The sequence below is a fragment of the Arthrobacter sp. BK1 genome (genome assembly GCF_056680055.1).
In genome coordinates, this window is sequence record NZ_CM155263.1 from 4,201,546 (window position 1) to 4,221,469 (window position 19,924).

At 64.3% G+C, this 19,924-nt stretch carries 24 protein-coding genes and 1 pseudogene; 14 read left to right on the forward strand and 11 right to left on the reverse strand.

The window, feature by feature from the left end:
* The first annotated feature begins 32 nt into the window (after positions 1-32).
* The 5 genes and pseudogenes from AC1MCA_RS19245 (at position 33) to AC1MCA_RS19265 (ending at position 2,672) form a co-directional block, all read left to right on the forward strand.
* A complete protein-coding gene (locus AC1MCA_RS19245; protein ID WP_479799919.1) occupies positions 33-1,334 on the forward strand; it encodes a hypothetical protein in 1,302 nt (433 codons plus the stop codon).
* Positions 1,331-1,384: pseudogene (locus AC1MCA_RS19250) on the forward strand (hypothetical protein); the annotation flags it as partial. The gene AC1MCA_RS19245 and the pseudogene AC1MCA_RS19250, both read left to right, overlap by 4 nt.
* Positions 1,385-1,434: 50 nt before the next feature.
* A complete protein-coding gene (locus tag AC1MCA_RS19255; protein WP_479803466.1) occupies positions 1,435-1,716 on the forward strand; it encodes an IS1096 element passenger TnpR family protein in 282 nt (93 codons plus the stop codon).
* A complete protein-coding gene (locus tag AC1MCA_RS19260; protein WP_479799921.1) occupies positions 1,716-2,249 on the forward strand; it encodes a hypothetical protein in 534 nt (177 codons plus the stop codon). The genes AC1MCA_RS19255 and AC1MCA_RS19260 overlap by 1 nt, the downstream gene beginning before the upstream one ends.
* A gap of 12 nt (positions 2,250-2,261) precedes the next feature.
* On the forward strand, positions 2,262-2,672 hold the full coding sequence (locus AC1MCA_RS19265) for a hypothetical protein (RefSeq protein WP_479799923.1): 411 nt from the start codon (positions 2,262-2,264) through the stop codon (positions 2,670-2,672).
* 32 nt (positions 2,673-2,704) lie between these two features.
* On the opposite strand, the gene AC1MCA_RS19270 is transcribed toward AC1MCA_RS19265, so the two are convergent.
* Both AC1MCA_RS19270 and AC1MCA_RS19275 read right to left on the reverse strand, forming a co-directional pair.
* Positions 2,705-3,919 (reverse strand): aminotransferase class I/II-fold pyridoxal phosphate-dependent enzyme, encoded by a 1,215-nt coding sequence (locus tag AC1MCA_RS19270; RefSeq protein WP_479799924.1) that lies wholly within the window; start codon positions 3,917-3,919, stop codon positions 2,705-2,707.
* Positions 3,920-3,995: 76 nt separating this feature from the next.
* Positions 3,996-5,231, reverse strand: coding sequence for an acyltransferase family protein (locus tag AC1MCA_RS19275; RefSeq protein ID WP_479799925.1), 1,236 nt, complete (start codon positions 5,229-5,231; stop codon positions 3,996-3,998).
* A 726-nt stretch (positions 5,232-5,957) separates the two neighbouring features.
* Between AC1MCA_RS19275 and AC1MCA_RS19280 the strand changes: the two genes are divergently transcribed.
* Both AC1MCA_RS19280 and AC1MCA_RS19285 read left to right on the forward strand, forming a co-directional pair.
* Positions 5,958-6,470 carry a hypothetical protein gene (locus AC1MCA_RS19280; protein ID WP_479799927.1) on the forward strand — a complete coding sequence of 171 codons (513 nt, stop codon included), beginning with the start codon at positions 5,958-5,960 and terminating at the stop codon, positions 6,468-6,470.
* Positions 6,471-6,636: 166 nt separating this feature from the next.
* Complete coding sequence (locus AC1MCA_RS19285; protein WP_479799928.1) at positions 6,637-7,455, forward strand: CPBP family intramembrane glutamic endopeptidase; 819 nt, start codon at positions 6,637-6,639, stop codon at positions 7,453-7,455.
* A gap of 7 nt (positions 7,456-7,462) precedes the next feature.
* On the opposite strand, the gene AC1MCA_RS19290 is transcribed toward AC1MCA_RS19285, so the two are convergent.
* Entirely contained in the window at positions 7,463-8,362 is a 900-nt protein-coding gene (locus tag AC1MCA_RS19290) for a diacylglycerol kinase catalytic domain-containing protein (RefSeq protein WP_479799930.1), read from the reverse strand.
* A 9-nt stretch (positions 8,363-8,371) separates the two neighbouring features.
* Positions 8,372-9,424 (reverse strand): SPFH domain-containing protein, encoded by a 1,053-nt coding sequence (locus AC1MCA_RS19295; RefSeq protein ID WP_479799931.1) that lies wholly within the window; start codon positions 9,422-9,424, stop codon positions 8,372-8,374.
* Between the two features lie 103 nt (positions 9,425-9,527).
* Here AC1MCA_RS19295 and AC1MCA_RS19300 point away from each other — a divergent pair, with 103 nt between their 5' ends.
* Positions 9,528-10,262, forward strand: a complete 735-nt coding sequence (locus AC1MCA_RS19300; RefSeq protein ID WP_479799933.1) for an NUDIX hydrolase — start codon at positions 9,528-9,530, stop codon at positions 10,260-10,262.
* Here the strand turns inward: AC1MCA_RS19300 and AC1MCA_RS19305 are convergent, their stop codons facing one another.
* A complete protein-coding gene (locus tag AC1MCA_RS19305; protein WP_479799934.1) occupies positions 10,263-10,871 on the reverse strand; it encodes a hypothetical protein in 609 nt (202 codons plus the stop codon).
* 122 nt (positions 10,872-10,993) lie between these two features.
* Between AC1MCA_RS19305 and AC1MCA_RS19310 the strand changes: the two genes are divergently transcribed.
* Complete coding sequence (locus AC1MCA_RS19310) at positions 10,994-11,266, forward strand: hypothetical protein (protein WP_108597205.1); 273 nt, start codon at positions 10,994-10,996, stop codon at positions 11,264-11,266.
* A gap of 17 nt (positions 11,267-11,283) precedes the next feature.
* Here the strand turns inward: AC1MCA_RS19310 and AC1MCA_RS19315 are convergent, their stop codons facing one another.
* Together AC1MCA_RS19315 and AC1MCA_RS19320 are read right to left on the reverse strand one after the other, a co-directional pair.
* Positions 11,284-12,159: an HNH endonuclease gene (locus AC1MCA_RS19315; protein ID WP_479799937.1), complete on the reverse strand. Its 876-nt coding sequence runs from the start codon at positions 12,157-12,159 to the stop codon at positions 11,284-11,286.
* Positions 12,160-12,228: 69 nt separating this feature from the next.
* Positions 12,229-13,437, reverse strand: a complete 1,209-nt coding sequence (locus AC1MCA_RS19320; protein WP_479799939.1) for a globin domain-containing protein — start codon at positions 13,435-13,437, stop codon at positions 12,229-12,231.
* Positions 13,438-13,623: 186 nt separating this feature from the next.
* Here AC1MCA_RS19320 and AC1MCA_RS19325 point away from each other — a divergent pair, with 186 nt between their 5' ends.
* From AC1MCA_RS19325 to AC1MCA_RS19340, 4 genes are all read left to right on the forward strand, one after another.
* On the forward strand, positions 13,624-14,517 hold the full coding sequence (locus AC1MCA_RS19325) for a ribonuclease Z (protein WP_479799941.1): 894 nt from the start codon (positions 13,624-13,626) through the stop codon (positions 14,515-14,517).
* A gap of 299 nt (positions 14,518-14,816) precedes the next feature.
* Positions 14,817-15,401 carry a GAF and ANTAR domain-containing protein gene (locus AC1MCA_RS19330; protein WP_479799942.1) on the forward strand — a complete coding sequence of 195 codons (585 nt, stop codon included), beginning with the start codon at positions 14,817-14,819 and terminating at the stop codon, positions 15,399-15,401.
* A gap of 17 nt (positions 15,402-15,418) precedes the next feature.
* Positions 15,419-15,634 (forward strand): hypothetical protein, encoded by a 216-nt coding sequence (locus tag AC1MCA_RS19335; protein ID WP_479799943.1) that lies wholly within the window; start codon positions 15,419-15,421, stop codon positions 15,632-15,634.
* 36 nt (positions 15,635-15,670) lie between these two features.
* Positions 15,671-16,021, forward strand: a complete 351-nt coding sequence (locus tag AC1MCA_RS19340; RefSeq protein ID WP_479799945.1) for a hypothetical protein — start codon at positions 15,671-15,673, stop codon at positions 16,019-16,021.
* Between the two features lie 131 nt (positions 16,022-16,152).
* Here AC1MCA_RS19340 and AC1MCA_RS19345 read toward each other — a convergent pair whose 3' ends face one another.
* The 4 genes from AC1MCA_RS19345 to AC1MCA_RS19360 all read right to left on the reverse strand — a co-directional run bounded on the left by AC1MCA_RS19345 (position 16,153) and on the right by AC1MCA_RS19360 (position 17,856).
* Positions 16,153-16,344 (reverse strand): hypothetical protein, encoded by a 192-nt coding sequence (locus AC1MCA_RS19345; RefSeq protein ID WP_108600503.1) that lies wholly within the window; start codon positions 16,342-16,344, stop codon positions 16,153-16,155.
* Positions 16,341-16,928 carry a hypothetical protein gene (locus tag AC1MCA_RS19350; protein WP_479799949.1) on the reverse strand — a complete coding sequence of 196 codons (588 nt, stop codon included), beginning with the start codon at positions 16,926-16,928 and terminating at the stop codon, positions 16,341-16,343. Before AC1MCA_RS19350 ends, AC1MCA_RS19345 begins: the two co-directional genes overlap by 4 nt.
* Before the next feature lie 9 nt (positions 16,929-16,937).
* Complete coding sequence (locus AC1MCA_RS19355) at positions 16,938-17,198, reverse strand: WS/DGAT domain-containing protein (RefSeq protein WP_479803468.1); 261 nt, start codon at positions 17,196-17,198, stop codon at positions 16,938-16,940.
* 145 nt (positions 17,199-17,343) lie between these two features.
* Positions 17,344-17,856, reverse strand: a complete 513-nt coding sequence (locus AC1MCA_RS19360) for a MarR family winged helix-turn-helix transcriptional regulator (RefSeq protein WP_479799951.1) — start codon at positions 17,854-17,856, stop codon at positions 17,344-17,346.
* Between the two features lie 176 nt (positions 17,857-18,032).
* Between AC1MCA_RS19360 and ribA the strand changes: the two genes are divergently transcribed.
* Complete coding sequence (gene ribA, locus AC1MCA_RS19365; protein WP_479799953.1) at positions 18,033-19,910, forward strand: GTP cyclohydrolase II RibA; 1,878 nt, start codon at positions 18,033-18,035, stop codon at positions 19,908-19,910.
* Positions 19,911-19,924 lie beyond the last annotated feature (14 nt).

Below are 19,924 nucleotides of genomic sequence, written 5' to 3' on the forward strand. Positions count from 1 at the left end.
GAAGTGGTGGGCAAGAGCAGCAAAAACGCCGCGTGGAAAGGCGTCCGGGCGGGAAACACAACCCCGGATCGGTCTCCCTCAGTTCCTTCAGGGCCAGCGGCGCCTTGGACGTTCTGGCGCCGGCCTTTGTGCACTGGTTCGACGATGGCACACCCGGCGCGGCCGCCGCAGCGCTGCAATACCTGAAGCTGGTTGAACCTGTTGTGGGCCGTTATCTTGACAAGGCGGCGGCACCGGACGTGACAGACCTGGATCCTGTGGCGTTGGCGCTGGCCCTTTCCGAAGAGATCGCGGCCACTGCAAGTGTTCAGCCAAGCGGGTTGCCGGACGTCGAACACGCCGCTTATACCGTTGACGCTGTCCACACCTACGTCGGGTTCCTGTCCGACACCGGCCGATGGACCGGAACCGCGGAGCAGTTGGCAGACGTCCTGGATTTTTTTGACTCTTTGGCTGATGGCGGCGACGAGCTGAGCCTGATTAAGATTCCGGAGGTTCCCCAGGAAGCGGCGCTCGAAGTGCTCTCCGGGTTGCCGCTGATACAGCGGGCCTCAGCCTTGCTTCGGTGGATCGGCGAGGGTAAGCCTGGCACTGGCACTGGCACCGGCACCGGCACCGGCACCGGCACCGGCACCGGCACCGGCGCGCTGCGCCTGAGGGACGTTGAGGCGGCCGCCGCCTGCGTGGGAGTCTCGGTCAGGGGCGGCAGCAAGGGGGCAGTTGCCTCTGACGGAGTTCCAACGGTGCGGAGCATGTTCGACGTGCCGCTGCTGGCACAGATGTGGGCCGCGCTGGAGGCGGCCGAACTGATTGCCATCAAGGCAACGAAAGTGGTGCCGTTCGAGTCCGAAGCGTTCCTGGGTGGCGATGCACCCGACCAGGTGGACGAGTTTTCCATGTTCGCCTCGTGTTTCCTTGAGCAGGCGGTACTTCGCCACGACCCCGATCAGCCATGGGAGAAGCTCGTATCCGCCCTGCAGACATCCCTCATGCTTGCGGCAGCGACGCCGGAACCACCCTTGCTGGAACGCGTCCTGGCCACCCCGGATCATGCTCCGGATGCTGAAAAAACGATGATCACCATGCTGACCAGGTTGGCAATGGCCCGCATGGAGGCACTCGCGGAACTTGGGTTAGTGACCATCGATACCCATTACCGGGTGCCCACGGCGCTTGTCGGCTGCGTGGCGGATGCTTTCGACCACCCCTGGGTGCTGGCAGATCTGGGTCTGGGCGAGGAGTCCGAAGGCCAAGAAACGCGGAGGCAACCACGGTGGCGTCCGAAGGAGAGGATGACTTCTACGGCGAGAACTCCCGGGACGAATCGAAAGTGACAGTTGGGCAGCTGCTGCCTGTGGTGGGCAGCACCATGACCTACAGCTACGATTTCGGCGATGACTGGGAGCATGCAATAACACTGGAAAAGGTTCTGAAATCCGACGTCGGCGGGGAGCTCCGCGGTGCACCGGTGGCCTCGGTGCCGCACCTGCGGAGGACAGCGGTGGTGTCGGGGGATGGATGGGCATCGTCCAGGCTGTCAACGATCCCAGCCACGGGGAGCACAAGGAGTACCGGGAATGGATGGGACTCGGCCCTGGCGAGACCCTGGACCCCACAGCATTCGACCTCGAACAGGTCAATGAGGACTTATCGAAGGCTCTTTTAACCGCAGACCACCAACACGGAGGGCTCAGCCGCCCCTGGAGAGATGATTGATGTTTGGCTTTACAGCGACGACCCGGCCTGAACCGACGGCCGACAACTATGCCCTTGCCTACGCCCAGCGACGGACATGGGTTTTGGCGTCCTGGATGTACGGTGCCATTATTGCCGCCTCCGGCGCCGCCTATGTTCTCGCGTCAGCAGTGACAGGCCATGATGCCGGAACCGGAATGGGCATGATTGTCTTTGGTGCTGCGATGGCAGCCATTGGCTGGCTGGCTTCAGCCCCGAAACGGTTTACCCGGAAGATCCCGAAGCCGGCGATGGACGTGCCGCGTGCCGAACAGGCGATCCGCATCAACAAAGGTGTTGTTGTAGCTTCCAACATTGTGATGGCCGCCATCATCCTTGCCGCGGCCGTCTTTGCCCCGCGGGGAACCGCGCCGGACGTAGTCCCGATTCTCGCCGCGCTGTCGGTCTGGGCGCCGCTGCTGGGATTCCTCATCCTGCGAACAACGCGGTTCCTGATCGAGCGGGGCCCCCGGTACGACCTCTGGCTTCATGATCGGAAACCCGGGAGCCGCTAGGCTCACGTTGTGATGAGTTCGCAGAACGGTGACGAACGCTATGTCGTTCTTCCCTGGTGGAGGGGACGATCCCTGCCGTGGGCCGTTTTGGTCGCTGTCTCAATTGTTGTGACAGGCATTGCCCTGGAACGGACAGCATTCTTTATCAACGCCTCGGATCCGGAATTCATCGAACGGTTGCGCGTGGGCAGGCTGGTCATGCTCGCGGGGTCCGCCACATCGCTTGCCGCTGCCATCTGGTCGCAGGTCCGTGGGCATCCGCTGTGGGTAACGATCTGCGTAGCCTCGCCGGCAGTGCTGGTGGGCCTGGCAATCATGATAATGACGCCTCCGTCCCTGACTCCCTTGATCGCAGGTGCTGTCGCCCTGCCGGCAGCCGTCGCAGGACTCATTGGAGGTTTGTTTCCAAAGCCCCGGGAATGATCAAGCTCAGTCCAGCGAGGCGAAACAGGAAATCATGGGCGGCTTTCCTTGATCGCTGCCTCGAACGCCGGCAGGCTTTGTTCAATCATTTCCTCGTTTGCCGTGAGGGAGATCCGGAAGAAACCCGGCGTCTCGAACAGCACACCGGGAAATACGAAGACATCCCGGCGGGCGAGTGATTCGGTGAACTTCTCGTCATCCGGAATCGGGGAGGGAACGTAGAGGTAGAACGTGCCCTCCGGGCGCCCGACGCGGTAACCCATGCTGCCCAGCACATCGATCAGCCGGTCCCGCCGACGCTGCAGCTTGCCGACGTCGATGGTGAACTGTTCCAGCTCGGGCAGCGCGTGCTGGAGGAGGGCGTTCGGATACACCCAGCCCATAGCCACCTGCAGGCCGGTGATGGCCGGTTCCATCTCGTCCCGGTCCGGCATGGTGGGCGGCAGCGCCAGATACCCCACCCGCTGACCCGGCGAAAGGTGGGTCTTGCCGTAGGAATAGGCCAGCAACGTATGGGGGTAGTACTCCACCGGGCTGTGGAACCGCAGGCCGTCGAACACGATCCGGTTGTAGGCCTCGTCCGAGATGAGGAAAATCCGCCGGCCGTTCCTCGCTGAGGCCGCCTCCAGAAGCCCTGCCAGCCGGCGCAGCAGCTCCGGTGGATAGACCCTGCCAGTGGGATTGTTCGGCGAATTGACGATCACAGCCCTGGTGCGCTCCGTGATGGCGGCCTCGATCGCGCCGAGGTCCAGGTCGAAAGTGGTGGTGTCGATTTTCACCTTCACCGGTACGAGCCCGGCTTCAAGAACCAACGGCTCGTAGAGGAACCATGGCGGCAGGCTGTAAATGATCTCATCGCCGGGATCGGCCACGGTCTTCAGCGCCAGGGCAATGGCAGCAAACCCGCCGGTGGTGAGGTAGATGTCCTGCGCACGGAAGGGCACATCCAGCAGCCGTTGAAGGGATTGCGCTGCAGCCTCACGGGCCGCCTCGCCGTTGGTCTGGTAAGCGAACCACTGATCATTCTGAGGAGTCAGTGCTTCCCGCAGCGTGCTGACGTAGCGGTCTGCCGGCATCTGGTGCGGGTTGCCGAAGGTGAAATCACAGCCGCCGGCCTGGCCCTTCCGGCGCGTGTCGGAATCCCGCAGGTAAGCGTTAACCCGCTGGAAAGAGGGGATCGATGCCAGCCGGGAAGCGCGGGCAGACACCGGCGAAGTGACCGGGGATGTGGCTGTCGGATCCGTCATGTCAGCACTCCTTTTAAGGGCGTCGTGGGCTCGGCGCCTTCCGGGCTTTCAATACTTTGCCCTGCCACTGGCGACGCTATCCTGCAGGACGTTGATCGGGAACCCTTGGCGCCAATGTACCGGACCCTGAAGGCCACATCCGGGGAGGTCTCCCCGCGGCCAAATCTTCAACCCAGCCCAAGCACAGGATGGTGATTCCCAGAAGGGGCCAGACAACCAGGAACATCAGCCAGTCGCTTGACAGCAGCCAGGGTATTGCCTCGCTGAGCGTCGGGTTTTCCCAGCCAAGGTCAATCAGCGGGACCGCGGCGACAAGCAGCAGGTTGTGCCACAGATAGATGGTGATGGCCCGGTTATTCATGAGCGTCACAACGCCGTCAAGGATTCTCATGGGACCGGGGAGCGCCGTCCAGACAGGCGACAGCCGCAGGAGAACCGCGCAGAACCCCAAGGACCAGAGGGCCTGGGCCAGCGGGATAGCGTTCAGGTTCCAACCTTCCTCACCCAGATGGCTGGCCGCCCAGGAGAGTCCGAGTGCCATGAGCGCCAACGCGAGGGCGATCACGGTTGGAAGCCGGAGCTTGCGCAGCAGACCTTCGTGGTGAGCGAAGCCGAGGATCCAGCACGAACCGTAGGTGGCAAAGTCGGTCACGGGGCTGTTTGCCCAGTCGGGCAGTGGTACGGCGGTTTCCTGGTTCAGGGCTACAAGAAGCATGAGGGGAGCCAACAAGGTGACCCGGGGAAACCGTCGGAACGCCTTTAGCAGAAGCGGCGAAAGCAGCATGAACCAGAAGTAGGCCCGGATATACCAGAGTATTTCTTCCGCCTGGAAACCCCAGGTGGAGTCGGCCAGATAACTCGTCGTCCCGGCGTTTTCCGGGTATGGGGGAACCCCGATGGGGAAGAACCACAGTGCAATGTCCAGCCACGAACCCTCCTCCTCCTGCCAGGGACGCCAGCCAGCGGCAAACAGAAAGCCCAGCACAATGATGGCGTAGGCCCAGAGCGGCAGCAGCAGCCTTCTGGTGCGGCTTTTAAGGACCCCGGCGGCGGGCCGGTCCAGCGAACGTGCCATGAGGGAGCCGGCCAGTGCGAACATGACACCCATTGAGGGGAACACCAGGCTCAGCCAGACAGCGCCCGAGAAGCTGTGGAACGCAACCACTCGTGCCAGGGCCACAGCGCGCAATGTGTCCAGGTAGCGGTCGCGGCCGGCTGCCCGGATAGCAGGCTGGGCCGGCTGCGCCACCGGGATAACCGCATGCCCGGGCGGGGCCCCGTCAAGGCTGGGTTCGTCGTCGTGATTTATCATCACACTTCCCTCTGAATTTACAGATCGGGCACGTCGGGTCCTGTTGCGGCGGCGGACCGTCCTCAGGGGCGCAGGGCCATCCGCCGGGGCGGACGCCCGTGGCGCACTTTCCGTCGCCGTGGGCTCATGCTCCCGTGCCGGCGCCGCGGGCCGGCAACGGTCTTGCGGGGCGATCTGACTCCGGCGCGACGTTCAGCGCGGCCGAGAAGAGCGAGCATGCCTGAAGTGATTGCGACCCAAAGTACTGCCGCAGTAAGGACAAGGTAAATAGAGGTCAAAGGGTCCATGTGAATCTTCCAGGGGATATATCGGTGAGGGGAAATGTTCCGACCCTGCTGCTGGTTGTCCCTTTGTCTGGAGACTCTTTCTGCATGTTCTCAGATTCCGTGGCTATGCGGAAGTACCTCCGGGTTGTGGGCCTCCCGCAGGCTGAAGGGTCACGGGATGTCCACTGACAGGCTCCATGTAATCCGTCAAAAAAGGGTAGTCAGGGCCCTAGTATCGGGCCATACGCAGGCGCAGGATTAAACGACCGGATCACAAACTCAGAATGAATCCGGCGCCAAGCCCCCCGCTCAGTCGGGGCGTGCTGTTTGAAATTGGGACGCGCAGGCTGCGGCCGCGTCACAGATTATCCGCGACATGCTCAGTCGCGCCATGCTCAATCGCGGGCAGCCTCATGCTGCCTAAAAAAATGGTGAAACGCACCCTTACAGGAGCAAGAAAATGTCCATCACTCCAACAAAGAAAGCCCGTTCAACCCGGGCAAAGATCGCCCTGGTTCCATTCCTTTCGTTGGGTCTGTTTGCTGGATCCATGGCCGTTGCCGGCCCGGCACAAGCGAATGACGATCACGATCGCGATCGTGATCGCATTCGCGGCTGTACCGTGACGCCGGAGGATCCACTCGATCTTCGGGGCAACAGAGTCGACTTCAGGATCGAAGTGGAATGCAACGACGACAGGGTGGTCCAGATCCGTCAGCTTCGCTACGAAGACGAGCGTGGCCCGCGGCGCAGCGACGACTTCCTTGGTCACTCGTACTTCACGGTGAAAGTCCATGATGACGAAGAGAAGACCGTCCACAGCGTCGACCGGGTCCGCAACCTTGACCGCAGGGGCGACGAAGAGGTCTACCATCTCGTTTCGTTCCGCGTGAAGAAGGATGACGGACACTGGTCTGACTGGTCCCATTGGTCCGATTGGAAGAAGAGCGACGTCGTTGAGGTACACCGCTGACCCTTGGTGGTGTACGGGAAACCCAATGCGGACGGGAGCCAGGGGCGCGGGCCTCTGGCTCTCGGCGTGCTGCAGTGTCGCCGTCGTGGGGAATGGAGTCGGGCAGCACGTGGATCTGCGGCGTGGACGCTATCGCGGGGGCGGCCGGCACTGGGATGCTGGTGTGGTGACATCGATCTCGACGCAATCGCCCCGCACAGTCCTCACGTGGAAGCTGGTGCCGGCGGGGCTGCTTTCCGCGTCAGGGGTGCTCCTGTTCGGCGTCGAAAATGACATGTGGGGTTACGGACTGCTCGCCGCAAGCCTTTTCGCGGCCGTACTTGTTGACCGTGAATTAACGCGGCACCTTGCGCTGATTGCGGCGGGAATGGTCTTTATCAGCCTGGTTCCCCTCAACGCCGACTTGAGTATCACGCACATGACCCTGATGGGCGGCGTCCTGGCCTTGGCCGTGCTCGTGCCGTGGCTGGTGTCCCGGTTTGTCTACCGCGAGAAGATCATCAGGTTCCCGGTGAACACGGGTCATAAATGGCCAGTGGCTGCGAAGTTGTACCTGCTGGCAGTTGTGGCACTTGGCTACCTGATCCTGCCGGTCTACCTGATCCGGACCGGGGTTTACCAGAACTGGCCGGACGCCTCCGACCCCACCATCTTCTGGCGGCTCTTCCTCGGCGTGAACACGGTGGGCATCTGGGACGAGCTGTTCTTCATCTGCACCACGTTCACGCTGCTCCGGCGGCACTTCCCCGACTGGCTGGCCAATATCCTGCAAGCCGTGGTCTTCTCGTCATTCCTCTGGGAAATCGGCTACCAGTCCTGGGGTCCGCTGCTGACGTTTCCGTTCGCGCTCCTGCAGGGGTACACGTTCAAACTGACAAAGTCCTTCACCTACGTCGTGACGGTGCACCTGCTTTTCGACTTCGTGCTGTTCCTCGCCCTGGTGCACGCGCACAACCGTGACTGGCTCCCGGTCTTCCTGTACTGACCGCCCCTCACCCCACCAGCCGCAGCGGCCGTTCGCCCAATCGTACGGTGATTTCCTGTCCCCACGTAGCGTTCAGCCGATCGCCTTCCATTCCGTCGCCGAACACTACGAGTTGGTCGGATGCAACGCTGATCCGGAGTGTTTCGCCGGCCTCCAGCACACCTTCGGTCAAGGCGGTTGCGGTGATGGGGGAGGGCCATGCCTCGCGGACGAACCACGCCAGCCGGGGATCCGTGGGCGAAGGCAGCGCGCGGCCCCCGCGTTCGAGGGCGATGGACGCGCACCAGCCGGTAGCCCCGGTGCCCGTGGAAACGATCAGGCCCGACGACGACTGGCGTTCGCTCCTGCCGTCCGGGGCAGTGAGCCGGTACCGGGCTGATTGGTGCGAGGCGTGCCCGATGAACACTTCGTTGAGCCCGGACAGCTCCTGCCCGTCGTCGAGCCGCGCGGTCACCGTGGCCAGCTCGTGGCAGGGAAACCGCTCCTCCGGGCCGGCCGTGCCCGCCGCACGCAGCAGCTTCACCGCCGAGCCGGGCGAATGCCGGACCAGCACGCCCGGATTCGCACCCGGCTCCGGATCGATTCCGATGACGGGCTGGCCGCTGAGGTACTTGGCCACATTGGCCACCAGCCCGTCCTGGCCCACTACCGCGACAACGTCATCCCCGCTAAGCAGGAAACGGCTCAGGTCCGCCCGCTCCACCTCGGCGTGACGCCAATCGGACGGTACTGCGGCGCGCACTGTCATGAGGGCAGCGGAAAGCCGGTCGTGGCGCTCCTGGACCTCCTTGATGGTGCGGCCGCGCGTCCGCAGGAAGAACTCGGCCTGGCCGCGGGTGGCGTGCCGATCCAGGAGTTCCTGCAGCTCTGTCCGCCGGTGGACGATGACAAGGCGGGAGGTGGGCACAGCCGGCCCCTACTTCTCGAACCGGTCGGCCGGCCCGGCTGTGAAGCGGGCCGGAGCGGCACCGGCTGCCGGCTCCCTGAACAGCCCGGCGAGCGCTCCGCTGAGCAGGTCAGGGGTAATGGTGAGGTTCCCGATGCTCGGCAGTGAGGTGGCGGCTTCGCGGAGGGCCAGGGCAAGCAGGGTGGCCTGTTCCATGCCTTGGTAGACCTCCATGGTTGCAGCTTCGCGCGCCGCATCCGCCTCGCCGACCAGCCGGATCTGGTTTGCTTCCGCAGCGGCGCTGATGCCCTTGCGTTCGGATGAAGCCTTCGCCTCAATAAGCCCGGCTGCGGCCTTTTCCTCGGCCTGGCGCCTGGCATTGGCGCCTTCCTGCGTGACCAGGTGTTCCCGACGGGTTGCCAGTTCGATCTGGCTCGCCATCTCATTCTCGGAAATAGTCCGTTCGCGTTCGACGGCGACGGCCCGGCGTTCGTACACGGCCCGGTCCGCTTCGGCCTGAAGCTGCTCCCGCGCCGGCGTCTGCAGTGCCCGTTCGACATCAGCCTCCGGCCGGACGGCCAGGACCTGCACCGCGAGGATTTCGATGCCGGTGGACAGCAGCCGGGTGTCCGCGCGCAGGGCTGCGGTGAGAATGTTGCGCAGCTGGCTGACTCCGCGCTCGAGCGCTTCGGCGAGAGTGGTGGTGGCGATCTGGTCGATCGCGTGGCTCTGGCACAGCTGGCCGATGATGGTGGACACCTGCTCTTTCCCCGACGCCTGCGCAGGACCCGCCGGCTGGAGGCCGAAGTCGAGCCGCCTGGAGACAGACACCGGGTCGATGAAGCGGTAGGTCACGTTGGCCTGAACGCTCACGTCCTGGTGGTCCCGGGTAATGGCGTGAAAAAGCGTGGGCAGTTCCTGGTCATCCACGGGTACCTCGCTGAGGACGGAATTCGCCGGCCGGAACCAGAAGGCCTGTCCTACTCCCTGGTGCCTGACTTTGCCCTTCTGCAGGTGGACGACGTGGCCTGTAGGACTGCCGAGGAAGTGGCTGATCCAGGGGTAGCGCTTGATGCTGGCCATGGTTGCTCCTATGGTCGATATTGTCGTCAAAATGACGATAAGTAAACGCTAAGGGCAGTCGAGACTTATTGTCAAGGTGACGATAAATACCTATGATGGATCCATGCCAGCTTCCCACCCGGCGCCCGCGTGCTTCCCGGTGACGGTCGACGTCGTCGCCCTCACGGTGCTTGATGATGTCCTGAACGTTCTCCTGGTCACCCGCCTCTTTGAGCCATTCCGTGGACTGCTCGCGCTGCCGGGCGGCTTCGTGCTGCCCGGCGAGGACCTGGTGTCCGCGGCGAGCCGCGAACTGGCGGAGGAAACCGGCGTCGAGGATGTCCCTGGCCACCTGGAGCAGTTGGGCAGCTATGGTCCGGAAGGGCGGGACCCGCGCGGGGACGTGCTCACAGTGGCCCACCTGCTGCTCGCACCGAACTTTCCCGTCCTGTCCGCAGGCAGTGACGCCGAGCACGCCGCGTGGTACCCAGCCAACCAAGTACTGGAAGGCGGGCTGAAGCTCGCCTTTGACCATGAGCGGATCCTCACGGACGCCCTTGAAAGGGCGAAGTCAAAGCTCGAATATTCACCGCTGGGGGCGGCCTTTTGTGGAGAGGAGTTCACCGTCGCCCAGCTCCGGGCAGTGTATGAGGCCGTGTGGGGAACACGCCTGGATCCTCGGAATTTCCACCGCAAGGCCACAGGAACTCCAGGTTTCCTGGAGGACACCGGGCGGATGACCACGGGTGAGACTGGCCGCCCCGCTGCTCTCTTCCGGCTGGCCAGTGCGTCCCGCCCGGCTGCCGGTCAGCCGGCCCCGGCTGTACTTAACCCGCCGATCATGCGGCCGCGCGCCTGACTAGTACTTCTGGGCCAGCAGTGCTGCGGCGGCAATCTGCCCGCCGTCAAGCAGGACCGATTGTTCCGGCATTCCGGCTTCCTTCCACTGGGCCACCAAACGCAGATCGCCGCCGGCCGGCAGCGGCCACAGCCATAGCCGGGCCGCTCCGGTCAGTTCATCGTCGTTCCCGCTGCCCCCTTGGCCGTTGGCCACCAGGACCGGCCCGGTAATGGTTTCGCTGCCATCAAACATGCCGGGCCGGATGTGCGTGGACGTGGTCTTCCGGCCGTCGGGAAATTCGGCCCCAAAGAGCAGCGCAGATTCAAGGTCTTCGGCATAGCCCGGACCGGGTGGCGGCTGCCGGAAGAAACGCGCGTTCCCGGCAGCCCATTCCCTATCGCTTTCGTTGGTCCGCCGGACGCACCAGACGACGTCCACGGCGCAACCGTTCGAGTAGACCTCTGCGCACTTGACGGCGATGACGAACCCCGGGGAGCGGTGGAGGAACTGTCCCACATGGATAACGCCGGGAAGTTCGTTTGGCGGTGGTCCAAGCCATTCCGGCATGACATGACGTGGAGGACGCGGACGTTCCGGCGGTTCGGGGAGGTCCTGAAAGAAGGTCATGGGCTCATCTCCAGAGGTTGCTTTGAGTGTACTGCTCAGGTCTGGATCAAGCCGCACACCGGGTCTACATTGGTGTAAGGCTTATGCCGCGGGCCTGCCCATCACATTTCCAGGAGGGGACCATGAGCCCCACACCAAAACAACCATTGACCGATGACAGCATCCAGGTTCGCCAGGTCAATCACTACCAGTTCAGCTGGGTGGCCGGGGACCCCGGAGAGGAAGGCACCTGGACCCTGCAGCTGGTCCTTGACCAGGGTGCGTGGGAAGAGTTCCTCACCCTCGATGCCGACGATGCCGAGGTCCTCCAGAGCCTCCTCAAACGTTCGGCGACCGTGTACTACGACGTCCGGCGACGTACCCTGATGTTCGGGACCACACCCGCAGGGCAATAGTCAGCCGTACTTGGCCGTCATTCATGGTGTGCCTCGAGGATGCGCCGCGCATCCGCCTGGGCTTCGAGGGCATGCTCACCGAGAGTTTCTCCCCGCACATGGCCCGACGCTCCGATGATGCTTCGGAGTTCCGAAACTGTCCGCGGGGTGCTGACGCCACGGTGGGCGATGGCGTGGCAGTTGGCGCACAGCGGCACGAGGTCCGTGACCGGGTCCAGCTGGTAACCGCGTCCCAGCAAGGATGCCGGCACCGTGTGGTGGACGTGGACGAAACCCTCTCCCATCGCGCCATATGCGGCTTCGAAGGAAAAGCCGCACGCCGCACACGACGTCCCGTGGAAGGCCAGGCACACCCGGCGGGCAGCCGGATCCCGCTCATAGCGGTTGACCTCCACCCGGCTCACCGCCTCCCGGGGGTAGGTGCCGGGAACCAGGCAGGCGGGGTCCACCGCGCCTGGTCCCTGTTCCTGCCAGAGCTGACGTAAACCAGGCTCCGAGGACGGCGGGACCGACGTTCCGGAGCGCCGGTTGCTGCCATGCCACCGCATTCCGGGGACGGCGGCCGCGAGGTTGTCCGGCTGGATCTGCTCACCGAGCGGGAGCAGCGCATCGAAGCTGACGCTGACGTACCTCTCGGAGGCCGGCGGCGCACCGGAATGTCCGGATTCGAAGGTTTCAGAGACCACTGTTCCGTGGCCGATCAGTCCACGGCCCGCGTCGCTGGCGCCCAGCAGGACGAGCCAGGCCTCTGTCCCGGGCCTGATGTTCCGGCGGCGGCCAACACTCCACCGTTCCAGGTGCTGGCCCGACTCTGCCACCTCCTCGACGACGGCGCGGTAGTTCCACCCTGTCCACCGGTCCGGGTTCCAACCAAGAATTACTGCAGCCATCATGTTCCTCCTGTCGCATTCTGAGACTATCCCCAGCCGGCTTCAGAAGGTGGCCGCACGCCGTCGTCGCAGTTACTGGTAGTCGGCCAGCCAGAGGTCCGGTCCGAACACTTCGTACTGGATGTCCCTGGGACGGGTCCCCTTGGCGATGAGATCGCTCCGCACCGCCTGCAGGAACGGCAGCGGGCCGCAGAGGTAGTACTCGGCATCGATGGGCAGTTCCACCGTATTGATATCCATGAACCCTGTGAACGTGGAGCCGCCCGCGTCCCCGCCACCGGATGGATTGAGGAACCAGCTGTGCATGGAGCCCTCGGGCAGTGTGCTGATGTCCTCGCTGACCTGCTTGCGGAGCGGAAACGAGTCCTCACTGTCATCGGCGTGCAGGAGCATCACCTGGCGCTGGGACCCGGCTTTGACGAGGTGCGAGAGCATGCCGGCCATGGGAGTGATGCCGATGCCGGCGCTCGCCATAACCACCGGCCGGTCGGTGTATTCCAGCACCACGTCGCCGAACGGAGCGGACAGCACCACCTCGTCGCCCACCTTGACGTCGTTGTGCAGCAGGTTGGACATCTCGCCGTCGGGAGTGCTGAGCCCGTGTACCCTTTTGACGGCGAAATGACGGTGCTGGCCGTCGTCGGCCCGCGTGAGGCTGTACTGCCGTGGCTGGTGCACGCCGTCCTTCATGAGCATCTTGAGGGTCACGTACTGTCCCGGCAGGGACGGCTTCACTTCCCGTTCGTCGGTCCGCTCCACGACGAAAGTGACGACGTCGTCCGTCTCCTGAATGCGCTCGGCCACGCGCCAGGTACGCCAGATGGTTTCCGGTGAGAGGTGGACAGCGTTATAGAGTCCGCGTTCCTGGTTGATCAGCAGGTTGCCCATCAGCCAGTAGACCTCGTCCCAGGCGGCCGCCACCTCCGGTGTCACTGCATCCCCCAGCACATCGACGATCGCCCAGAACAGGTGCTCATGGACGATCTGGTACTGGTCCGGGGCCAGGCCGAGCGAGACGTGTTTGTGCGCTACGCGCGACAGCAGATGGTCAGGCAGCTGATCCGGTTTTTCCAGCAGGAGGGTGGCGAATGCAGCGATCGACCCGGCCAGTGCCTGCTGCTGCCGGCCGTCCGCCTGGTTTCCCCGGTTGAAGAGGCCGTCGAGCAGGTCCGGCCGCGCCTCGAACATATGTTTGTAGAACCGTTTGGCGATTTCTTCAATGTTTGCGCCGACCGCAGGCAGCGTTGCCTGGATGACGGGGCGGGAAGTATCAGAGAGCATGGTGCGTCCTTCCGGAATGGACCGGCTGCTGCCAAGCCGGCGTTGCCTTGGCTGTGCCAATGTAGCAGTCAGGGTATGCCCCATGACCGGGCGATGGTCCCTTGTACCTGCGTTAGGAAAGGTGTAAGCCATCCAGCGGACCGGCGGACTGGAAGGAAGCGGCACACGGGTGGGAGACTCAGTTCCATGCGTGAACTGGTGGTGCTCGGCACAGCCTCCCAGGTTCCGACCCGGACCCGCAACCACAACGGCTACCTGCTGCGGTTCGATGGTGAGGGCATCCTGTTTGATCCGGGCGAGGGGACCCAGCGCCAGATGATCCATGCCGGTGTTTCGGCCACGCAGATCACGCGGATCTGCCTCACCCACGTCCACGGGTACCACTGCTATGGACTGCCGGGTGTGCTGTCGCGGATGGCCCTGGACGGCGTGGCCCACCAGGTCCACCTGCACTACCCCTCCTCGGGGGAGGAGATGATCCGCGCGCTCGTGGCCATCGCCACGCCCGGGATCGACCTGAGGCTGCACCCTCATGGCGGCGCCGGAGCGGTCGCAACCGGCCTGGAGGTCCGGGCTCTGAACCACCGCATCGAGACCTATGGCTACCGGCTGACCGAACCCGAGGGCCGGAGCCTCGTGCCTGAACGGCTGAAAACTTCCGGGATCTTCGGGCCCGACGTCGGGCGTCTCCAACGCGATGGCAGCTTCGCCGGCGTCCGGCTTGAGGACGTCAGCGTTCACCGTCCCGGGCAGGGATTCGCTTTCGTCATGGACACGGCACCCTGTGCCGGGGCGGAGGAACTGGCCGACGGCGTCGATCTCCTGGTGGCGGAGTCCACCTTCAGCGACGACGACGCCGACCTCGCGAGGGAGTACCGGCACCTCACCGCCGGACAGGCGGGGGAGTTGGCGGGCAGCGCCGCCGTCGGCACGCTTGTTCTCACACACTTCTCGTCGCGCTATGGCGACGACGTCGCCGCGCTCGCCGGCCAGGCCCGTTCCCGTGCCGGTGACGCGGTGGTGGTGGCGGCAAAAGATCTGGACCGGATCGCCTTCCCCAAACGGCGGCACCTGACCTGAGCCGTCCGCGGCAGCAAGAGTGGGCGCGTCCTTCCTCACGGCTGTGGCAGAAGAGTAGGCTGGAGAGACCGTTAGGCAGAACGCGGACACCAGTTTCAGACTGGGCTTGGATCCCAGCATCCGGAAGGTTGCCCATGGCTGCCCGAGTTCCCCTTACGTATCCAGCCGCCGATATAACCAGGCACGTCGAGGACCTCGTGCTGAATTGTCCGGGTCTCTCCGGCTTCCTCAGAGACCTTGCGTCTTTCTGCGCCGGGCAGCAGGCCTATGTCTCAGGGGATGTGTCCTGCGGAATTACAGTGCTCCGACCTTCCGGCATTCCCCAAACGGGCGGCTCCGAAGAATCCACACGGAGCCTGGAAGACGTCCAAACCCGTTACCGCGAGGGGCCGGGCCTGTCGGCAGCCCTGGACGAGGCGATGGTCCTTGTCACGGATCTGAGATCCGAAGAACGCTGGCCGAGCTTCATCGACGCGGCCAGGCGTGAGAAGGTGCTGTCAGTCCTGGCACTGCCTGTTCAGCTGGAAGGCGAGGCCGGTGCTGCCTTGAGCTTCTACAGCCTGCGGCCCCACGGGTTCGGCAGGGACGCCATCGCCAGTGCGCATGCCCTGGCTGCTGATGCGTCGAAGGGATTGCGCCTTGTCCTTCGGATCGCCACCCTGCGGGAGACCGAGCAAAATCTCAGGGCAGTGATGGCTGCACGCCCGCCGATTGATATCGCTGTTGGTGTGATCATCGGGCAGGAACACTGCAGCCAGGACGTCGCGCTCGAATGGCTTTTCCGGGCCTCGCGGACCCGCGACGTCAGCATCCGCGATCTCGCCACGGAAATCATTGCCACTGCCGGGAACGCGCACCCGGTTAAGATCCATTTCGACAATTGACAGGACGTGGGATTTCAATGGATGCCGGCACGCTCAGCGCATTGATCGGCGGATACATTGCCGCCGTTGTTGCTGTATTTCTCATCTACTCGCCGGTCCTGCTCCTCTTCGTTGGTCTGCTGATCACAGCAGGCCTCGTGCAACTGGTGGCCTGGCCTTTCATCATTCTGATCCGGAAACTCCGGCGGCATCATCCGGAGCCCCCATCGGACGGATCGTGGCTCCTGCACTGATCTGCGCTGTTTTGACCGGAGCGTGGGAGGTGCGGCATGACGTGGATTGTGGTGCTGTTCCTGGTGGCCCACGGGCTGGTTCACGTGGGCCTGTGGTGTACGCCCTTTGATCCGGCCAAGGCTCCCTTCGATCCCCGCCGCCCCTGGATCGCTGCCCGGCTTGGTCTGGAAAAGGCGGCCCGGCGGGTCAGCGTGGCCTTCGCAGCGGGTGCCGCCGCCGCAGTCGTTGCCGCGGGCATTGCGGTGGCGGCCGGCGCCTCGTGGGCGCCGGCAGCCGCGGTTACCGGTGCGGTGATAACCCTGGTGCTCACCGCACTCTGCTTCCACCGGTGGCTGGTGCTGAATCTCCTGATCAACGCGGTCATCGTGGCCGTGGCCTTGCAGTAGGGCTGTCAGGTTGGAGCGGAGGCCCCGCCTGCCATGTTCCACTGATCATTCCCGCCGTCGGCCTCCACACCCGGAATCTCAGGTCTGCGAGGCTCCGTATACCGGGGAATCCGTCTACCGGGGAAGGAGAGCTAAATGGGTTCCTTGGCCAGGGCCTTGGTCTTGGCCGGCGTTTCGCGCCCAAGACGCTCGTCAAGGGTCACGCGCAACCGCGCGGCGGCCACTTGAACGCGATGCTCGGCCGGGGAGGCCTTCTTGGCCGGCGCGGGGGAGGCATTCCGGGGGGTATGGATGTAGCGGTGTTCAGATGTGCCTGCACTCATGGTCCAACCTCCTTGGCCTCGTCCTCATGTGTCGTTCCATTGTCGCCCATGTATGCGCCGGAGTCCACGGCAGCGGCGGGGAACCCGCCGGCGTTTCCCGCCCCGGCAGCGGTTTCGTTCACGTCCTCCACTTCCCCGACGTCCGCTGTGACGACGGCGCCATCGGGTTCCCCGTTTTCGTCACCGGAGACGTTTTTCCAGGCAATGTCGAAAAGCTCGAGTTCCTCCTTGCGTGCCAGCTCACTGCGGGCCAGTACGTCCAGGGTCGCCAGGCCAAGGGCCTTGGTTCCTTCATCCTCGTCCAGCGCACGGTCCAAAGCCCACTGGGTCCGGCGCCACCATTCAGCCCGGCTGTCCGCCTCGGTCTTCTGTTGCAGGGCCTGGGCGTCTGCCTCGCGCTTCTGTTCGAGGGTGGTCTTATCGGCGGTGGTCCGCTGTTTCAGTGTCCGCCAGTTGATATAGAAGGCAAGGAGAGCCGCTATCAGGACGGCGAGGGGCCCGAGTCCGGCCAGGATCACCCACCAGTCGGCCGGCCCTGAATGGATGATGACGTCTAGGGGGCTTGGGGAGGGCGTCGGAGTCACGGGACCAGCTTAGGCCGCTGCGGCCAGGAGTAACCGCAGCTCTGTCCGGGCAGCGCTGGTGAACTCGTTGAGGTCGGGGTAGCCGTCGCCGTCGGCAATCACCATGGAGTTGAACTGGCCGGCGTAGGACATCGCGCCAACACCGAGGGATATGTTGCCTACGAGATTCAACAGGGGAAAGACCTCGAGCAGCCGGGCGCCGGCGAAGTACAGCTGCTGTTGCGGCCCGGCCAGGTCCGCGGTTTCCAGATTGATCCGTTGGCGGATGATGAGCCGCGGCGGCGGTACCGGTCAACTCCTCATGGACGTGATGGCGTTCTACAAACGCCCCGGCGTGCAGAACCCGAGGCGGCTGGCCACCGGAATCCTGGCTGCCGGGGCAGCCGCTCTCACCATCCGTCGGTGCCTGCGCCGTTCACGCTGTGCCCGTTGACTCCGGTGCCCCGCTCTGCAGGCACCGGTCCGCGGGGTCGATGGCGGTCATGATCCGTTTGCCGATGCTGCCCAGCTGGCGGGACTGCGCCTTGGTCAGGGGATCGAACACGAGGTTGCGGACGGCCTCCACATGCCCCGGAGCTGTCTGGATGATCTTCTGCCAGCCCTTGTCAGTGAGGGTGGCGAGCGTGATCCGACCGTCGGAAGGATCGGTGGAACGGCTGACCCAGCCACGCTTTTCCAGGCGGCCCACTACCTGGGACAGGCGGGGAAGGCCGGACTCGGTGAAACCGGCGAGGTCGCTCATCCTGCGCGTGCGGGACGGCGCTTCGGACAGTCCTGCCAGGACCATGTATTCGAAGTGGCTCAGCCCGGCATCACGCTGCAGTTGGGCGTCCAGCGCGGCGGGGAGCTTCATCATGACGCCCACAAGCGTTAGCCAGACATCGCGTTCATCGTTGCTCAGCCAGCGTGGCTCATCGGCATGGTCCATAGGTTCATTGTAGTCATTTACTTCAAGTATGAAGTTTCTAGGGGTCAGAATCGCTTGCATCATGAACTAATGCCCTGTACGATTACTTTAATATTCAACTAACACTGTTGGCTTTGGCGCCGTTCCTGAGAACGTTTAGCCTGTCACCCGCGTACCGTGCTTCCCGAGGAGCTGTGATGACCGTTTTGTCCGAGACCATGGTGCGTCCCTACGAACAACCGGCCACAGTGCGCAGCCAGGTCACAGTCCCGCTGCGTTTCCCCGATGGCTTCACGGCCACGGCCGAGGTGATGACATTCCACGGGCTGGCCGATGGCCAGGAGCACCTGCTGCTCGCTCTCGGCGAATGGGAACAGACGCTCCTCAACCAGGGGCCGGCAGGCAAGCCGCCGCTGGTCAGGCTCCACAGCGAATGCCTCACCGGTGATGTCTTCGGCAGCGAGCGCTGTGACTGCGGGCCGCAGCTGCGCGAGGCAGTCGGGGAGATTTCCGCCGTCGGGGGCTTCCTGCTGTACCTCCGCCAGGAAGGGCGCGGTATCGGGCTGTATTCCAAGCTTGACGCTTACGCCTTGCAGGATCGGGGCCTGGACACGTACGAGGCGAACGTCGCGCTGGGCCGCGGCGAGGATGAACGCGATTACAGCGCTGCAGCCCAGATGCTCGGCGCGCTCGGCGCGGGCCGCATCAGCCTCCTCACCAACAACCCGGACAAAGTGGGCCAGCTGGCAGCCCTCGGCATCGATGTCATGGAACAGGTTCCCACCGGGGTCCACCTTTCGGCGGCCAACCACCGCTACCTTGCCGCAAAAAGGAACCACACAGCCCACACCATCGAGCTTCCGGCTGACTTGCCCGGTAAAGTTCCCACTTCTGCACCCGTAAGCGCCCAGGTCCCCACCCATGATGAGCTGTTGGCCCGGGTGGATGCCCTCGTTCCGCGGCTGAGGGAGCGCGCCGAAGAGACCGAGCAAATCCGGCAGGTCCCGGAGGCCACCATGACGGAACTGAAGGAAGCGGGTGTCTTCCAGATGCTCGCGCCGAAGGCTCTTGGTGGATTCGGCATGGGCCTGGAAACCTACGTCCAGGTGGTACGCCGGCTGGCGCAGGGTTGTGTCTCCACCGCATGGAGCGTGGGGCACCTGGTGGAGCACGTGTGGATGCTGGCACGTTGGCCCCAACAGGCCCAGGACGAAGTCTTTGCCAACGGGCCGGCTCCCTTGGCGGCCGCCACGGGAGCGCCTCCGGGTCAAGCCACGGAAGTTCCCGGCGGCTACACGGTCTCGGGCCGCTGGAGCTTTGCCTCCGGCGTGATGCACTCCGAATGGGCTCTCCTGGCTGCGCAGCATGGCGATACCCGGATGCAGTTCCTGGTCCCGGTGGCTGACCTTGAGCTGCTGGACGTGTGGCACACGGCGGGCCTGCGGGGGACTGGAAGCAATGACCTCAGGGCGGAAGGGCTTTTTGTCCCCGCGCACCGGGCACTGGCCTGGGACCTCCTGGCCTCAGCGGACAACCCCGGCAGCGGCATCCACCCGGACCCGAACATCCACATCCCGATGGCCACGTTCCTGAACATGGTGGCCCCCGCGGCCGCCCTGGGCGCTGCCGAGCACGCCATCGAGGTGTTCCGCGAGCTGATGATGGTCCGCAAAGTCAAACAGACAGTTCAGGCGCGCCAGGCAGATTCCCCCCTCGCCCAGGCCCGCTTTGCGCAGGCATACGGCCAGGTCGCCACCGCTCGGTTGCACTGGGACGAAGCCGTCCGTGTGGTCTCCGGCTCCTATCGGCGCCGGCCCGTTACCTTCACCGACGGGGAACGGGCCCGGTACCGGCTCTCCCTCGGTCTGAGCGGCGCGGCGTCAGCCGAGGCCGTCCGGCTCATCCTTACGGGGTCTGGCGGCAGCGTCCACCGGCTGTCGCACCCCCTGCAGCGCATCCAGCGCGATGTCAACGTCCTGCTGAACCATGCCGCGCTGACCATGGATCCGATCCTGGAACAGGCCGGCCGCGGACTCCTTGACCTCGGCTTCACTATCCCGGCGGAACAGTTCTAGGCGCAGCAGAGGCT

What these genes read in the sequence shown, in the direction of transcription:
- ribA (WP_479799953.1), top strand. Translation starts at nt 18,033, where the DNA reads ATGACCGTTTTGTCCGAGACCATGGTGCGTCCCTACGAACAACCGGCC.
- AC1MCA_RS19310 (WP_108597205.1), top strand. Translation starts at nt 10,994, where the DNA reads ATGAGCCCCACACCAAAACAACCATTGACCGATGACAGCATCCAGGTT.
- AC1MCA_RS19275 (WP_479799925.1), bottom strand. Translation starts at nt 5,231, where the DNA reads ATGATAAATCACGACGACGAACCCAGCCTTGACGGGGCCCCGCCCGGG.
- AC1MCA_RS19280 (WP_479799927.1), top strand. Translation starts at nt 5,958, where the DNA reads ATGTCCATCACTCCAACAAAGAAAGCCCGTTCAACCCGGGCAAAGATC.
- AC1MCA_RS19295 (WP_479799931.1), bottom strand. Translation starts at nt 9,424, where the DNA reads ATGGCCAGCATCAAGCGCTACCCCTGGATCAGCCACTTCCTCGGCAGT.
- AC1MCA_RS19305 (WP_479799934.1), bottom strand. Translation starts at nt 10,871, where the DNA reads ATGACCTTCTTTCAGGACCTCCCCGAACCGCCGGAACGTCCGCGTCCT.
- AC1MCA_RS19345 (WP_108600503.1), bottom strand. Translation starts at nt 16,344, where the DNA reads ATGAGTGCAGGCACATCTGAACACCGCTACATCCATACCCCCCGGAAT.
- AC1MCA_RS19335 (WP_479799943.1), top strand. Translation starts at nt 15,419, where the DNA reads ATGGATGCCGGCACGCTCAGCGCATTGATCGGCGGATACATTGCCGCC.
- AC1MCA_RS19260 (WP_479799921.1), top strand. Translation starts at nt 1,716, where the DNA reads ATGTTTGGCTTTACAGCGACGACCCGGCCTGAACCGACGGCCGACAAC.
- AC1MCA_RS19320 (WP_479799939.1), bottom strand. Translation starts at nt 13,437, where the DNA reads ATGCTCTCTGATACTTCCCGCCCCGTCATCCAGGCAACGCTGCCTGCG.
- AC1MCA_RS19315 (WP_479799937.1), bottom strand. Translation starts at nt 12,159, where the DNA reads ATGATGGCTGCAGTAATTCTTGGTTGGAACCCGGACCGGTGGACAGGG.
- AC1MCA_RS19325 (WP_479799941.1), top strand. Translation starts at nt 13,624, where the DNA reads ATGCGTGAACTGGTGGTGCTCGGCACAGCCTCCCAGGTTCCGACCCGG.
- AC1MCA_RS19270 (WP_479799924.1), bottom strand. Translation starts at nt 3,919, where the DNA reads ATGACGGATCCGACAGCCACATCCCCGGTCACTTCGCCGGTGTCTGCC.
- AC1MCA_RS19360 (WP_479799951.1), bottom strand. Translation starts at nt 17,856, where the DNA reads ATGGACCATGCCGATGAGCCACGCTGGCTGAGCAACGATGAACGCGAT.
- AC1MCA_RS19340 (WP_479799945.1), top strand. Translation starts at nt 15,671, where the DNA reads ATGACGTGGATTGTGGTGCTGTTCCTGGTGGCCCACGGGCTGGTTCAC.
- AC1MCA_RS19300 (WP_479799933.1), top strand. Translation starts at nt 9,528, where the DNA reads ATGCCAGCTTCCCACCCGGCGCCCGCGTGCTTCCCGGTGACGGTCGAC.
- AC1MCA_RS19265 (WP_479799923.1), top strand. Translation starts at nt 2,262, where the DNA reads ATGAGTTCGCAGAACGGTGACGAACGCTATGTCGTTCTTCCCTGGTGG.